Origin of the sequence: Pseudomonas koreensis, from assembly GCF_025447595.1 — a bacterium.
Classification (GTDB): Bacteria; Pseudomonadota; Gammaproteobacteria; order Pseudomonadales; family Pseudomonadaceae; genus Aquipseudomonas; species Aquipseudomonas koreensis_H.
Window position 1 is genome coordinate 176996 of sequence record NZ_JAOEJU010000003.1, and the last position, 15330, is coordinate 192325.

Genomic DNA, 15330 nt, shown 5'->3' on the forward strand with positions numbered 1-15330 from the left:
ACCATGAAACAGCTCCAGCTCCTCGCCAGACTCACCGTGTTTGGCGCACTGCTCATCGGCGCCACCGGTTGCCAGACCGTAAAACCTACCGAAGACAGCATGAAAGAACGTGCGCAGACGGTCATCGGTCAACCCGTCAGCAAAATCGCCAACGTGCGAAACGACAGCACCCTCACCTATTACACCGCCTACACCGCCGCCGGCGAATACAACTGCGAGCAGCCCAGCGGCGTAATCATGGCCGTCGCCAGCATGGGCATCATGACACCTCCTTTGTCCTGCCTGCCCAAAGGTGCATCGCCGATTCCGGTGCAATGACCCATCAAACGCCAACGATTTATCTCACCCGGTAAAGGACTTCGTTAAACCATGAAAACCCTCATCGCAACCCTCACCCTCGCAACCGTCATGCTGACCGGTTGTGCTACCCCAAAACAATGGGAAGCCACCGGCGGCAGCAAGACCGACGGTGTTGTCCAGGTCTCCTATGAACTGGGCCAGTTCGAGAGCGGGCAGACCTCCGCCGCCCAAGGGTTGGCCACTGCTGAAGGCCGTTGCAAGGTCTGGGGTTACAAGAGCGCCGAAGTGTCGGGCTCGGAGAAAAACATCTGCCGCACGATGGGTCAGTACAACTGCCTGCAAACCACCATCACGCAAGACTATCTGTGTAAGCGCTGACCACTTCGGTCTGCCGGTCGCGCAGCGCACGCAAGGTCGCGCGCAGCTCGGCTGGCCGTACCGGCTTGGACAGAATGGCAATCTGGCGGTCATGCAGGGCCGCCTGGATTTTTTCGATGTCATGGCCGGTGATGATCATGGCCGGCACCGCATAACCCCGCTGACGACGAACTTCATCGATGCACTCGATGCCGGTGCTGTGCGAACCGAGGTCATAGTCGGCAACGATGATGTCGCAGTCCGTGACCAGATCATGCCCGCTGAGTTCGGCCTGCACGATGCAACCCCAGCGCTCGAGCAACGCAGAAGTTGCCAGCAGAACGTTACGGTCATCCTCCACCAGACACACCTTCAACCCGGTCAGCAAACCGACTTGCCGAGCCTCCTCACGATTGACCGGCATTTGCGGCGATGCCAGCGGCAGCCCATACAAGGTCACCGCCGTGCCATGTCCCAGCCGTGAGCGGATCGCAACGTCGACACCGATCAACTGCCCCAGACGCCTGACAATCGACAGCCCCAAGCCCACGCCTTCAACGTCCTTGTCGCGCAGCTGGCGAACCCGATAAAACTCCTCGAACACCTTGGGCAAATGCTCTTCGGCGATCCCGTTGCCGCGGTCATAGATCGCGATGGCCAACCCCGCGCCGCGCTTGCGCACACCGATCAGCACCGGCCGCTGGGCGCCATACTTGAAGCAATTGGAGAGCACGTTCTGCACCATGGTTGCCAGCAGGGCCGGATCGGTGCGCACCCAGTATTCGCACGGCCGCAAGCGCAACTCTACCCCGGCCCAGCGAGCGGCCTCGGCGTTCTGACGGATCAGGTCCGTCAGCCACTTACCCAGTTCCAGTGTCTGCAATCGGGGCAGAATCCGTCCGTTATCCAGGGTGTAAAGGTCCAGAATCGAGCGAAACAACTGCGAGACGTTCAACAGCGAACGGTCGATGCTGTCCACCAGCCGCCGCTCCTCCTCACCCAGCCGCGACTCGCGCAGACATGCGGTAAACAATCCGATGGAGTGAATCGGCTGACGCAGGTCATGGCTTGCCTGAGCCAGGAACCGGGATTTTTCAAGATTGGCGGCCACCGCCTCTTCCGAGGCCTTGCGCGTGCGCTCCAGCAAAAGATGCGCGTAAAACGGAATCACCGTGCTGGTGATCATCAGCATCAGCACCATGAACGGTTGCGCCTGCCAGTACGGCGTCAACCGATAGACCGCCAAAAGCGCCAGCAACGCCAGTGCCGTGGCAATCGCCAGGTAGCGCGAACCGTAGCGCATACCGTTGCCGAGATTGACCCAGACCATCACCGCGTAGAGTGGTAATGCGGCCTCACCGCCGACCACCATCCCGAAGCACGTCCCGGTGTAATCGTGGACCATGCCGAAAATCCGTCGCGCAGGGTAATGCCCCGGCCAGCGCACGATGGCCTGACGCAACCCGATCGAGGCCAGCAAAAACAGGAAGATGTAAACAACCACCGGCAGGTAGGTATCGAAACGCTGGCCGGGCAGAAACCCGAGGACGCTGATGTAAACCACCGCGATACTGGCGATGATGATGCGCAGATTGGCCTGATCGAGTTCGGTGTTTTTCTCGAACTTCATGGTGGAACGTCCTTGTGCGGTGGTCGTCATATTCAGCACGAACAACAGGCAATGCCTTCGCCCGGTGCTAAGGTGCATGCCTTGAGAATGCCTGACCCAGGGAGGGTTCGACCATGACGTGCCGAATCATCATAGCCGACGATCACCCAATGTTTCGCGAGGCGATGCTGCGGACCGTTCAGCGTCTGCTGCCTGAGGCGTGCGTCGATGAGGCGGGCGATCTCGACGCCGTACTCGCACTGCTGACCGGTGAAGAGCCGGACACACTGATTCTGGATTTGCGCTTTCCCGGACTGACGTGCGTCAGCCAGCTCACCGGGTTGCGACAGCGCCTGCCGCGAACCACCCTGATCGTGGTTTCGATGGTCGATGACGAGGCGCTGATCAGTGAAGTCATGGCGGCTGGCATCGATGGTTTTATCGGCAAGAACATCGCGCCGGACGAGATCGGACAGGCCATTCTGGCCATCCGTGAAGGTGAGGTGCTGGTCAGGTTTACGCCGTCAGGCCTGTTGCCGCTGGAGTCGGGCACCACCCTCACCCCGCGCCAGCAGGATGTCCTGCGGCTGATCGCACAAGGCAAGACCAATAAGGAAATCGCCCGTGAACTGGATATTTCGCCGTTCACGGTGCGGATTCATGTGTCGTCGTTGCTGCGTACGTTGAATGTGCCGTCGCGAGCGGCGGCGGCAGTCAAGTATTCAGGCGTGGGATAGCTCGCAAAATCGGGATCAAGGATCAACCTGGGCCATCAGTTCAGGCACCGATTCCTGCCGCTTCGCATACCGCTGCGCCAGCACCGCGCAGACCATCAACTGAATCTGATGGAACAGCATCAGCGGCAGAATCAGCACGCCAATCGTGCTGCCGGCAAACAACACCTGCGCCATCGGCACACCGGTGGCCAGACTCTTTTTCGAGCCGCAGAACAGAATGGTGATGCGGTCTTCCAGATTGAAACCGAACAGTTTGCCCAGCAGCGTGGACGCCAGCAGCACCAGCGCCAGCAGGATGCAGCAAACCACCACCAGCCCCAGCAGTTCGATCACCGGGATCTGGTGCCAGATGCCCTCGTTAACCGCCTCGCTGAACGCACCGTAGACCACCAGCAGAATCGAGCCCTGATCGACGAATTTCAGCCAGTTCTTGTTGCGACCGACCCACGCGCCGATCCAGCGACGGGCGATCTGACCGGCAATGAACGGCAGCAGCAATTGCACGCTGATTTTCACGATCGCGTCGAGGGTCGAGCCGCCGTCGCCGTGGACGTTGAGCAGCAGCGTCACCAGCAGCGGCGTGAGGAAAATCCCGAACAGACTGGACGCAGCCGCACTGCAGATCGCCGCCGGAATATTGCCCCGTGCCAACGAAGTGAAGGCGATCGCCGACTGCACCGTGGCCGGCAGCGCGCACAGGTAAAGCATGCCCATGTACAGCTGATCGCCGATCAGCGGCGACAACAGCGGCTTGAGCGCCAGTCCCAACAGCGGGAACAGGACAAACGTCAGGCCGAACACCAGCAAATGCAGGCGCCAGTGGCCGGCGCCGGCGATGATCGACTCGCGCGAGAGCTTGGCGCCGTGCAGGAAAAACAGCAGCGCGATGGCGATATTGGTCAGCCAGCCGAAGCCGACTGCGACCTGACCGCTGGCGGGCAGGAAGCTGGCCAGCAGCACCACACCGACCAGGGTCAGGGTGAAGTTATCGGGCAAAAATCGTGGGCGCGTCATGGTTTGCTCATCCGGGGGGTTGCCAGTACGTGGAAGCGACTCTAACGTGACTGGAAATTACCGACTAACGCCGAAGAACCCACAGATGCCGCCAAAAAGACACGACAAGAGCGTCAGACGCAGCATTCCCGGGCTGCCCAGCCTGCCGCGTCCGCTGTACGGGCGCACCGAATCGCTGCCCAATCGCGCGCTGACCCGCCGTCACAGTCATCCGTGGGTGCAGTTGTCCTACGCGATCCAGGGCGTGCTCGAAGTACAGACCGCCGTCGGTCGTTTCGTGGCCCCGCCGGAGCGGGCGGTGTGGATTCCGGCGGGCGTGCCGCATCGGGTATTCAGTTCGCCGCACACCGAAATGCGCAGTCTGTACATCGATTGCAGCGTCGCCAACTGGGCACCGGAGCGTTGCCATGTGCTCGGAGTCAGTGATCTTTTGCGAGAGCTGATTCGGGCCTTCAGTCAGATTCCTGTCGAATATGACCAGAGCGGTCCGCACGGACGTCTGGCGCAGGTAATCCTCGATCAGTTGGCCGATGCCCCGACCATCGATCTGATGCTGCCACTGCCGCAGGACAGTCGCTTGCGCCAGATCTATCAGAGTCTGGAGCAACATCCGGAACAGCAGACCACCCTGGCGCACTGGAGTGAAAAATTCGGCGTGACCGAGAAAACTCTGACTAGGCTGTTCCTGCGCGACACCGGCTTGACCTTCCGCACCTGGCGCCAGCGCTTGCGTCTACTGGGTGCGCTGACACCGCTGGAACGCGGCGAACGCGTCACCGACGTGGCTTTGGCCTGTGGTTATGACTCGACGTCGGCGTTTATCGCGGCGTTTCGCCAACAGTTCGGCGAGACACCGGGGGAGTTTTTCCGATGAAATTAACCGATATTTATCGACTTTATACATGCCATTGGGCAAATTTCAGGGTAGAGTTTCGCCCATCAAGAATCTTTGACATCTTTCGACGATAACAATGATCAACCACCCTTTAGCGAACCTGTCGGCGGTAACAGCATGATCGAAGTCACTGAAGTTTCCATTGCCCAATTGCGCGCGGCGCTCGAATCCGGCCAGACCACGGCGGTTGAACTGGTCCAGGCCTACCAGGCGCGCATCGACGCCTTTGACGGCCCGGACACCGCCACTGCCTTGAACGCAGTGATCGTGCGCAACCCTGAAGCGCTGAAAGAAGCGCAGGCCTCCGATGCCCGTCGCGCCAAGGGCGAAACCCTTGGTCCGCTGGACGGCATCCCCTACACCGCCAAGGACAGCTATCTGGTCAAAGGCCTGACCGCCGCGTCCGGCAGCCCGGCCTTCGCCGATCTCGTCGCCCAGCGCGACGCGTTCACCATCGAACGCCTGCGTGCTGGCGGTGCGATCTGCCTGGGCAAGACCAACATGCCGCCTATGGCCAATGGCGGGATGCAGCGTGGCGTCTATGGCCGCGCCGAAAGCCCGTACAACGCTGATTACCTGACCGCGCCGTTTGCTTCCGGCTCGTCGAACGGTGCCGGTACCGCCACCGCTGCCAGCTTCTCGGCATTCGGTCTGGCGGAAGAAACCTGGTCGAGCGGTCGCGGCCCTGCGTCGAACAACGGCCTGTGCGCCTACACGCCGTCGCGCGGGGTGATTTCGGTACGCGGCAACTGGCCGCTGACGCCGACCATGGACGTGGTGGTGCCTTACGCGCGCACCATGGCCGACCTGCTGGAAGTGCTCGACGTGGTGGTTGCCGAAGACGCCGACACCCGTGGTGACCTGTGGCGCCTGCAACCGTGGGTGCCGATCCCGAGCGTCGCCTCGGTGCGCCCTGCTTCCTATCTTGAACTCGCCGTGAAAAGTGATGCGCTGGCCGGCAAACGCCTGGGCGTGCCGCGCATGTACATCAACGCCGACCCTGAAGCCGGCACCAGCGACGAGCCGGGCATCGGCGGCCCGACCGGGCAACGCATCAACACCCGCCCTTCGGTGATCGATCTGTGGAAACAGGCGCGTCAGGCCCTCGAAGCCGCCGGCGCCGAAGTGATCGAAGTGGATTTCCCGCTGGTCTCCAACTGCGAAGGCGATCGTCCGGGCGCGCCGACCGTGTTCAATCGCGGCATCGTCTCCAAAGAGTTCATGCACCACGAACTGTGGGACCTGTCGGCCTGGGCCTTCGATGATTTCCTGCGCGCCAACGGCGACCCGAAACTCAACCGTCTGGCAGACGTCGACGGGCCGAAAATCTTTCCGCACGACCCGGGCACGCTGCCCAACCGTGAAGGCGACCTCGCCGCCGGCATGGACGAATACGTGCGCATGGCCGAACGCGGCATCACCCCGTGGGATCAGATCCCGACGCTGCCAGACGGCCTGCGCGGCCTGGAGAAGACCCGCAAGCTCGACCTCGAAGACTGGATGGATCGCCTCGGGCTCGACGCCGTTCTTTTTCCAACCAACGCCGACGTGGGCCCGGCCGACGCCGACGTCAACCCGGTCTCGGCGGACATCGCCTGGAGCAACGGCATCTGGGTCGCCAACGGCAACCTCGCGATCCGCCACCTCGGCGTGCCGACCGTCACCGTGCCGATGGGCGTGATGGCCGACATCGGCATGCCGGTGGGGCTGACGTTTGCAGGGCGGGCCTATGACGATTCGACGTTGCTGCGCCTGGCGGCGGCGTTCGAGGCGACCGGTTCGAAACGACTGGTGCCGCCACGCACGCCAGCACTGGCGGCAGGCAAGTAAATGCAGAACGGCGGGATCATTCGATCCCGCCGTTTTTTATCGTTCTGCCAGTTCTTCCAATAAGTCCGCCGAAGGCACGAAAAACAAACTGCCCGTGACTGCCGTGCTGAAGTCCAGCAACCGGTCGTAGTTGCCCGGCGGCTTGCCGACAAACATGTTCTCCAGCATCTGCTCCAGCGGCTCCGGCGAACGCGCGTAGCCAATGAAATAAGTGCCGAACTCGCCCGCGCCGGGCCGGCCGAACGGCATGTTGTCGCGCAGGATTTTCACCTCTTCGCCGTCCTTGGTGATGGTCGTCAGCGCGCTGTGGGAATTGCTCGGCTTGACCGCGTCGTCCAGCTCGATATCGGACAGCTTGGTGCGCCCGATCACCCGCTCCTGCGCTTCGACCGGCAATTCGTTCCACGCCTTCATGTTGTGCAGGTACTTCTGCACCAGCACATAACTGCCGCCACTGAACGGCTGATCTTCATCGCCCACGAGGGTGAAATGCTCGGCTTTGCGACCGACCGGATTTTCCGTGCCGTCGACAAATCCGATGATGCTGCGCATGTCGAAATAGCGAAAACCCTGCACCTCGTCGGTCACCGTCACAGCGCCTTCCAGCGCCGACATCAACTGCGTCGCCAGTTCGAAACACAGGTCCATCTGATCGGCCCGAATGTGCAGCAGCAGGTCGCCAGGCGTGGAAACGGCGCGCCGCCCTTCTACGCCGAACTCGCGAAAATCATGCAGGGACGCCGGTCGCGGACTGCCAAACAGACGATCCCAGGCGCTGGAAGAAAACCCGCAAACGCAGGACAAGTTTCCAGAAGGGACGCGCTTGCCGACCGAACGTGTCAGGCCGGCGATATCGGCGCACCAGCCGCGGACTTTTTCGGCGGCCTCGGCCTCGGCGTTAAGGGTCGCCACGATGAATATGGCGGCGCTGGTGATCGGGCTGCAGACGGCTTGAGGATCTGGCGTGTCGATGATCGTAGCTCCCGGTGTGGTGGACTGACTCGACAGCGAGGTTAGCAAAGAAGTGTTGAATGAAGTATTACCCGCGCCCTGCCCATGTCGTCCGACACTTCGCTATTAACGAACAATACCCACGAAATAAACGATTTTTCTTTGTCGGAAGGCTCCTACTAGCATGGCCCCGTCTACCCCGAAAAACATAAAGACAGGGAGAACGGCATGCACCCCATCAACATCGGCGAACCCTGGATGTGGGTCGCCTTCATCGTTTTTGTCCTCGCCATGCTGGCCGTCGACCTGTTTGTCTTCGGCGGACGCAAGGCGCATCGGGTCTCGGTACGTGAAGCCTCATCCTGGGTGATCGCCTGGTGCATGCTGGCGATGGTCTTCGCCGGGTTGCTCTGGTGGTATCTGAACGGCGAATTCGGTCCCGAAATCGCCAAGGTCAAGACGCTGGAATTCCTCACCGGCTATCTGATCGAGCAGTCGCTGTCGATCGACAACATGTTCGTCTTCGTGATGATTTTCAGCTACTTCGCCGTACCGCCTGAGTTGCAGCGCCGGGTGCTGCTGTACGGCGTGCTGGGGGCGATCGTGATGCGCGCGGCGATGATCTTCGCCGGGGTGTGGCTGGTGTCGCAGTTCACGTGGCTGCTGTATGTGTTCGGCGTGTTCCTGATCATCACCGGGATCAAGATGCTGATGTTCGCCGAGCAGCAACCGGACCTCGATAACAACCCACTATTGCGCTGGGTGCGGGGGCATTTGCGGATCACCAACGGTTTTCACGGCGAGCGTTTTTTTGTGCTGCAGAACGGTGTGCGCTGGGCTACCCCGATGTTTCTGGTGCTGGTGCTGATCGAGGCCAGCGACCTGATGTTCGCGGTCGACAGCATCCCGGCGATCTTCGCGGTCACGACCGATCCGTTCATCATTTTCACCTCGAACATTTTCGCGATCATGGGTCTACGAGCGTTGTACTTTTTGCTGGCGGACATGGCCGACCGTTTTCATCTGCTCAAGTACGGACTGGCGCTGGTGCTGGTGTTCATTGGCGGGAAGATGACAGTGATGCCGTGGTTTCACATGCCGGTGGAGTGGTCGCTGGCGATTGTCGGCGGGCTGATTCTGGCGTCGGTGTTGCTGAGTCTGATGCTGACGAAGGACAAGTCGCCCGGGAGCGAAACGCAGGAAGGTCAGGCGAAGTAAAATTTGTGGGAGCGAGCTTGCTCGCGAAGGCGTCATGTCAGCCAACTAATCTGTTGAATGACACAACGCTATCGCGAGCAAGCTCGCTCCCACAGTGATGTGAACTGCTACTTATCGGATTTGATGCTGGTCCATACCCGGGTCCGCACCCGCTCCAGTTTCTGTGGCAACGGTTGCACCACGTACAACTCCTTCAAGGCCTCGCTGGTCGGTGTCAGGTTTGGATTGTCTGTGATTTCCTTGTTGATCAGCGGCAACGAATCCTTGTTGGCATTCGGATAGCCAAGGAAATCACTGATCGAAGCGATGACTTTAGGCTCGAGCAAGTTGTTGAGGAATTCGTGTGCCTCGTCGACGTTCTTCGCGCTCTTCGGAATGGCGAAGGTATCGAACCAGATCGGCGCGCCGCCCTTGGGCAAACGCCAGTCGACCACTACGCCGTTTTTCGCCTCTTTGGCACGGTTGCCGAACTGATAAAAGCTGCCGGAATAACCGATGGCCACGCAGATGTCGCCGTTGGCGATGTCGGTCATGTACTTGGCCGAGTTGAAGTAAGTCACGTAAGGACGAACCTTGAGCATCAGGTCCTTGGCTTTCTCATAGTCGGCCGGGTTCTGGCTGTTGGGGTCCAGGCCCAGGTAATGCAGGGCCAGCGGCAGGATTTCCGAAGGTGAATCAAGCATCGCCACGCCGCAGGATTTGAGCTTTTCCATGTTCTCGGGCTTGAACACCAGATCCCAACTGTCCACCGGCGCATTCTCGCCCAGCGCAGCCTTGACCTTGGCCGGATTGAAACCGATCAGCACCGTGCCGACCATGTAAGGCACGCCGTACTGGTTGCCGGGATCGTTGGCATCGAGCAACTTGAGCAACGTCGGGTCCTGGTGACTCCAGTTCGGCAGTTTGGACTTGTCGAGTTTCTGGAACACACCGGCCTTGATCTGGGTTTCGAGGAACTGGTTCGACGGCACCACCAGGTCATAGCCAGAGTTACCGGTGAGCAGCTTGGCTTCCAGGGATTCGTTGGTGTCGAAGGTGTCCCAGGTCACTTTGATGTTGCTTTTGGCGGCGAAGTCCTTGGGCACCGACGGCAGGATGTAATCCGCCCAGTTGTATACCCGCAGTTCGCGCTGCTCGGCCTGTACGGCGCTGGCCAGCAGCGTCAGCCCACATACAGTGGCGCCCAGAATGCGTTTCATCGTGACCATGTTGTGTTTCCCCGAATGCAGCGTGAGTCGATGGTTTTTATGTTCTGTACACGGCAGCGGCTTGCAAATCAGCCAAGGGCAAGGAAGGTGCAGCATTTAGTTGTGACTTTGATTCTTGCTGACAGCGTAGACGCAGCACAGTAGACGACTGGCCAAAAGGGGATCGAAATGGCCAACTTGCGTGACCGCCGGGATGCGGAAACAACAATGCCCGGCGAAGTGCCGGGCATTGTCTGAACAGCCTGCGAACGCTCAGTCGGTAAAACCCAACCGCGCCGCCCTGCTCTGCTGCGTCTGCCCACGGGTGGCGAGGCAGTAATACAGTGGGCATGTCACGATCAGCCCGACCAGCCACGACAGGTCCGCGCCTTCCACCAGATTGGCGTACGGCCCGACATACAACGATGTGTTGGCGAACGGCAGTTGCACGATGATGCCGATGAAATAGGCAATGATCGCGTGCAGATTGAAACGACCGTAGATGCCACCGTCAGCGCGAAAGATCGAGGCGATGTCGTAGTGACCGCGCTTGATCAGGTAGAAGTCGATCAGGTTGATCGACGCCCAGGGTACCAGCACCAGCAGCAACGCCAGAATCAAACCGATGAACTCGGAAATGAAATCCGCCGAAGCGCCCAGCGCCACCACACAGCAACCCGTCAACACAATGCTCGACAAGATCACTCGCACCTTGATGCTCGGCGTCCATTGGCTGGCGAACGTCTGGATCGAGGTGATGATCGACAGCACCGCGCCATACAGATTCAGCGCGTTGTGACTGATGATATTGAGCAGGAAAAGCACCATCAGAATCGGCCCCAGCCAACCGGTAGACTGCTTGACCGCCGCCATCGCTTCGGTGCCTTCCGGGGTCGCCAGCACCGCCACCGCGCCGAACGTGAACGACAGAATCGTGCCCAGCGTGGCGCCCAGATAAGTGGCGATAAATGGCTTGCCGATCCCGATGTCCGCCGGCAGGTAACGGGAATAGTCGGATACATACGGTGAGAAACTGATCTGCCAGATGATTCCCAGCGATACCGTCGCCAGCCACCCGGACAGATTGAAACTGCCACGGGTGAAGAAGTCAGCCGGCAACTCGTGGGCAAAGATGTAGATGAACCCGGCCAGCAGCGCGCTGCCCATCACCCAGGTGCCGATGCGGTTGAGCGTATGAATGAAGTTGTAGCCGATCACGCCGATGGCTGTGGCACTCAGGGCACCGATCAAAATGCTCAATGGTGCCGGCACCGACGGCGCAATGCCGACGATGGACTTGCCGGCCAGCACAATGTTGGAGATGAAGAAACCGATGTAGATGATCGCCGCGAAGAACACGATCAGCAGCGCACCATAACGCCCGAACTGGCCACGACTCTGCACCATTTGCGGAATGCCCATGCGCGGGCCTTGCGCCGACGCCAGGGCGATCACCACGCCGCCGATCATGTGCCCCAGCGCAATCGCCAGCAGCCCCCAGAACAGATCGAGATGAAACACCTGAACCACCATGGCGCCGGTGACGATGGGCAGTGGCGCAATGTTGGTGCTGAACCAAAGGGTAAAAAGGTCGCGGGCCTTCCCGTGGCGTTCCGCGAGTGGGACGTAGTCGACCGTGTGATTCTCGATCAACGGATCTTGCCGGGACATCTGGGACATATGAATGAACTCGATTGGGTCTGTTCTTATCGTTGTATGAAGCCAAACCGGAGGCGCTTCGTGGCCACCCCTCAGATGAAGACCATATTATGGTATTCCAACATTTTCACAAGACTGATCCGCTGTTTGCGACGGCATCTGATCCGGCATCCTCACTGATAGGCCACGTTCACGACTATAGAAAAGCCCCGTAAATGCTGAGTTTCCGACGAATGCACCACGTTTATCGTTTCACCAAAAAAGCACTTGCAATCGATGTATTACGGTATACCATCAGGCCAACAAACGAATAAAAACACGCTTCACCGCACTCGAGGATTGACCAATGATCGATGCTGCCGTCTACAAACAAGTCATGGGCTCGTTCCCGTCCGGCGTTACCGTCATCACCACGCTGGATGACGACGGCCAGATCGTCGGCCTCACCGCCAGCGCGTTCAGTTCGCTGTCGATGGACCCGGCCCTGGTACTGTTCTGCCCCAACTACAGCTCCGACTCCTATCCCGTCCTGATCAAAAACAAACGCTTTGCCATTCACGTGCTGTCCGGCGGCCAGCAGAGCGAAGCCTACGCCTTCGCCCGCAAAGGCAAGGACAAGGCACAGGGCATCGAGTGGACGCTGAGCGAACTGGGCAACCCGATTCTGGCGAACGCGACAGCTATCATCGAGTGTGAGCTGTGGCGCGAATACGAAGGCGGCGACCACGCGATCATGGTCGGCGCGGTGAAAAACCTCATCGTCCCTCAGCAGGACGCCGGCCCGCTGGTGTATTGCCACGGCAAGATGGGCGCCCTGCCCGCCTTCGCCTGATCCGCACGATTGCACTTAAACAGGCCGGCAAGCGACCGGCCGACCACAAGAGATTCGAGGTAGCGTCATGAAATTTTCCCTGTTCGTACACATGGAACGCTGGGACGAAAGCGTCAGCCACCGTCAACTGTTCGAAGACCTGACCGAACTGACGCTGATGGCCGAGGCCGGTGGTTTCAGCACCGTGTGGATCGGCGAACACCACGCGATGGAATACACCATCTCGCCGAGCCCGATGCCGCTGCTGGCCTACCTCGCGGCCAAGACCACCACCATTCACTTGGGCGCCGGCACCATCATCGCGCCGTTCTGGCATCCGCTACGAGTCGCTGGTGAGTGCGCATTGCTCGACGTGATCAGCAATGGCCGGATGGAAGTTGGTCTGGCGCGCGGCGCCTACCAGGTGGAATTCGATCGCATGGCCGGCGGCATGCCCGCCTCATCTGGGGGCCAGGCGCTGCGGGAAATGGTCCCGGTAGTGCGCGCGCTGTGGCAAGGCGACTACGCTCACAACGGTGATATCTGGAAATTCCCCATTTCCACCAGCGTGCCGAAGCCGATTCAAAAGCCGAACCCGCCGATGTGGATCGCCGCCCGCGACCCGGACTCGCACAACTTCGCCGTGGCCAACGGCTGCAACGTCATGGTCACGCCGTTGATGAAGGGCGACGAAGAAGTCCTCGACCTGAAGAACAAGTTCCAGACTGCGCTGGACAACAACCCGGAGGTGCCGCGTCCACAATTGATGGTACTGCGTCATACCCACGTGCACTCGGCGGATGACCCGGACGGCTGGAAGGTGGGCGCTAAAGCCATTTCACGTTTCTATCGCACGTTCGATGCGTGGTTCGGCAACAAGGAAACTCCGGTGAACGGCTTCCTCGCCCCGAGCCCGGAAGAGAAATTTGCAGGGCGGCCGGAGTTTGAGCTGGAGAGCCTGCACAAGACCGCCATGATCGGTACGCCGGAAGAAATCATTCCGCGGATCACGTACTACCAGGAACTGGGGGTGGATGAGTTCAGTTTCTGGTGCGACAACAGCTTGCCGCATGCGGAGAAGAAGAAGTCGCTGGAGCTGTTTATCAAGCATGTGGTGCCGGCGTTTCGTTAAATACGCCAAGCGCCCCTGAATGCAGAGCGCCCCGAACAGAACGTCGGGGCGCTTTTTTTTCGTCTGACGCAGGTGTCAGTAAGCAGTCGAAGTTGTCGCGATATCTTCCGGCGCCAAATGGCGACCATCGGCCGACAGCAGCTCAAGTTTTTTGATCGGCTGGCGCTTTTGCGCATCGACCATCACCGACCCGGGTTCGCCAGGCTCGAACATGAACTCCCCACCCCACTGCGACAACGCAACGATCACAGTTTGCAACGCCCGGCCCTTTTCAGTCAGCACGTACTCCTTGTAAGCGCTGCCATCGGACGCCGGCACCAGGTGCAGGATGTCGCGCTCCACCAGCCCTTTGAGCCGGGTGCTCAGCATGTTCTTGGCAATCTCCAGGCTCTTCTCGAAATCGCTGAAACGACAAATGCCTTCCAGCGCATCGCGGATGATCAGCAGCGACCACCAGTCACCGATCAGGTCGAGTGTCCGGGCGATCGGGCAGGTATTGCCCGCAAGGCTTTTGCGCTTCATTTCGGGTATCTCCGGCAAAACGGCAGGTTCAATGCGGTTGCATCTTACAACTCATGCCGCCAAACCGTTAACGCTTGCACCACGAAACTTAGCACCTGCGTACAAGTGGCCAATGCCCGTTGTCGCGATAGTGAACGCTGCCATCACGGCATCCACGCAGGCCCATACCCAAGGAGTTTTCATGAGCACATTCCAGACCCAAGACGGCACCGAGATCTATTTCAAGGACTGGGGCAGCGGCAAGCCCGTGCTGTTCAGCCACGGCTGGCCACTGGACGCTGACATGTGGGAATACCAGATGGAATACCTGAGCAGCCGTGGCTATCGCACCATCGCCTTCGACCGTCGCGGTTTCGGCCGTTCCGATCAGCCGTGGACCGGTTACGACTACGACACCTTCGCCGATGACATCGCGCAACTGATCGAACACCTGGATCTGCGTGACGTGACCTTGGTCGGCTTCTCCATGGGCGGCGGCGATGTCAGCCGTTACATTGCACGCCACGGCAGCGAGCGCGTCGCCGGACTGGTGTTGCTGGGCGCGGTAACCCCGCTGTTCGGGCAGAAACCGGACTTTGCCGAAGGCGTCGACAAGTCGGTATTCGACGGGATCAAGGCCGGCCTGCTGAAGGACCGCGCGCAGTTCATCGCTGACTTCAACGCCCCGTTCTATGGCACCAATCAGGGCCAGAAAGTCTCCGATGGCGTGCTGACGCAAACCCTGAACATCGCCCTGCTGGCCTCGCTCAAAGGCACTGTGGATTGCGTCACCGCATTCTCGGAAACCGACTTCCGCCCGGACATGGCGAAAATCGATGTGCCGACGTTGGTGATTCACGGCGATGGCGACCAGATCGTTCCGTTCGAGACTACCGGCAAACAAGCGGCCGCGCAGATCAAGGGCGCCGAGTTGAAAGTCTACGCAGGCGCGCCACACGGCTTTGCGGTCACCCATGCACAGCAATTGAATGAAGACCTGCTGGCGTTTCTCGATCGCTGAGTCCTGCTGATCTGAACGCGCCTTGAAAAGGGCCGTCGACAACCCTGTCGGCGGTCCTTTTTTTCCTTGTCCCAGATTATGGTGCCAGGACGAAACCCCGTATTTACG

15 protein-coding genes are annotated in these 15330 nt (G+C 59.9%); 9 read left to right on the top strand and 6 right to left on the bottom strand.

Translation table 11 applies throughout. The features are described 5' to 3' along the window. Positions 1-3: 3 nt before the first annotated feature. Together N8H71_RS06515 and yecR are read left to right on the top strand one after the other, a co-directional pair. A complete protein-coding gene (locus N8H71_RS06515) occupies positions 4-318 on the top strand; it encodes a hypothetical protein (RefSeq protein WP_262193352.1) in 315 nt (104 codons plus the stop codon). A gap of 51 nt (positions 319-369) precedes the next feature. Then, positions 370-678, top strand: coding sequence for a YecR-like lipofamily protein (gene yecR, locus N8H71_RS06520; protein WP_262193353.1), 309 nt, complete (start codon positions 370-372; stop codon positions 676-678). Here the strand turns inward: yecR and N8H71_RS06525 are convergent. Further along, complete coding sequence (locus tag N8H71_RS06525; RefSeq protein WP_262193354.1) at positions 650-2287, bottom strand: ATP-binding response regulator; 1638 nt, start codon at positions 2285-2287, stop codon at positions 650-652. The genes yecR and N8H71_RS06525 overlap by 29 nt on opposite strands. A 113-nt stretch (positions 2288-2400) precedes the next feature. Between N8H71_RS06525 and N8H71_RS06530 the strand changes: the two genes are divergently transcribed. Beyond that, positions 2401-3003, top strand: a complete 603-nt coding sequence (locus tag N8H71_RS06530) for a LuxR C-terminal-related transcriptional regulator (RefSeq protein ID WP_262193355.1) — start codon at positions 2401-2403, stop codon at positions 3001-3003. 15 nt (positions 3004-3018) lie between these two features. Here the strand turns inward: N8H71_RS06530 and N8H71_RS06535 are convergent, their stop codons facing one another. Then, positions 3019-4017, bottom strand: coding sequence for a bile acid:sodium symporter family protein (locus N8H71_RS06535; protein ID WP_262193356.1), 999 nt, complete (start codon positions 4015-4017; stop codon positions 3019-3021). Positions 4018-4102: 85 nt separating this feature from the next. Here N8H71_RS06535 and N8H71_RS06540 point away from each other — a divergent pair, with 85 nt between their 5' ends. Both N8H71_RS06540 and N8H71_RS06545 read left to right on the top strand, forming a co-directional pair. Continuing rightward, a complete protein-coding gene (locus N8H71_RS06540; protein ID WP_262193357.1) occupies positions 4103-4891 on the top strand; it encodes an AraC family transcriptional regulator in 789 nt (262 codons plus the stop codon). 138 nt (positions 4892-5029) lie between these two features. Beyond that, positions 5030-6742 (top strand): amidase, encoded by a 1713-nt coding sequence (locus N8H71_RS06545; protein WP_262193358.1) that lies wholly within the window; start codon positions 5030-5032, stop codon positions 6740-6742. Between the two features lie 36 nt (positions 6743-6778). Here N8H71_RS06545 and N8H71_RS06550 read toward each other — a convergent pair whose 3' ends face one another. Further along, positions 6779-7762, bottom strand: coding sequence for a Dyp-type peroxidase (locus tag N8H71_RS06550; RefSeq protein WP_279309530.1), 984 nt, complete (start codon positions 7760-7762; stop codon positions 6779-6781). A 159-nt stretch (positions 7763-7921) separates the two neighbouring features. Between N8H71_RS06550 and N8H71_RS06555 the strand changes: the two genes are divergently transcribed. After that, entirely contained in the window at positions 7922-8911 is a 990-nt protein-coding gene (locus N8H71_RS06555) for a TerC family protein (RefSeq protein ID WP_262193359.1), read from the top strand. A gap of 107 nt (positions 8912-9018) precedes the next feature. Here N8H71_RS06555 and N8H71_RS06560 read toward each other — a convergent pair whose 3' ends face one another. Beyond that, on the bottom strand, positions 9019-10119 hold the full coding sequence (locus tag N8H71_RS06560; protein ID WP_262193360.1) for a polyamine ABC transporter substrate-binding protein: 1101 nt from the start codon (positions 10117-10119) through the stop codon (positions 9019-9021). Positions 10120-10371: 252 nt separating this feature from the next. Next, on the bottom strand, positions 10372-11778 hold the full coding sequence (locus N8H71_RS06565; protein WP_262193361.1) for a purine-cytosine permease family protein: 1407 nt from the start codon (positions 11776-11778) through the stop codon (positions 10372-10374). A 325-nt stretch (positions 11779-12103) separates the two neighbouring features. Here N8H71_RS06565 and N8H71_RS06570 point away from each other — a divergent pair, with 325 nt between their 5' ends. Together N8H71_RS06570 and N8H71_RS06575 are read left to right on the top strand one after the other, a co-directional pair. Continuing rightward, positions 12104-12589, top strand: a complete 486-nt coding sequence (locus N8H71_RS06570) for a flavin reductase family protein (protein ID WP_007950450.1) — start codon at positions 12104-12106, stop codon at positions 12587-12589. A 67-nt stretch (positions 12590-12656) separates the two neighbouring features. Then, complete coding sequence (locus N8H71_RS06575; RefSeq protein WP_262193362.1) at positions 12657-13700, top strand: LLM class flavin-dependent oxidoreductase; 1044 nt, start codon at positions 12657-12659, stop codon at positions 13698-13700. A 75-nt stretch (positions 13701-13775) separates the two neighbouring features. Here the strand turns inward: N8H71_RS06575 and N8H71_RS06580 are convergent, their stop codons facing one another. Further along, a complete protein-coding gene (locus tag N8H71_RS06580) occupies positions 13776-14222 on the bottom strand; it encodes a winged helix-turn-helix transcriptional regulator (RefSeq protein ID WP_262193363.1) in 447 nt (148 codons plus the stop codon). A 181-nt stretch (positions 14223-14403) separates the two neighbouring features. On the opposite strand from N8H71_RS06580, the gene N8H71_RS06585 reads away from it, so the two are divergent. After that, entirely contained in the window at positions 14404-15222 is an 819-nt protein-coding gene (locus N8H71_RS06585) for an alpha/beta fold hydrolase (RefSeq protein ID WP_262193364.1), read from the top strand. Positions 15223-15330 lie beyond the last annotated feature (108 nt).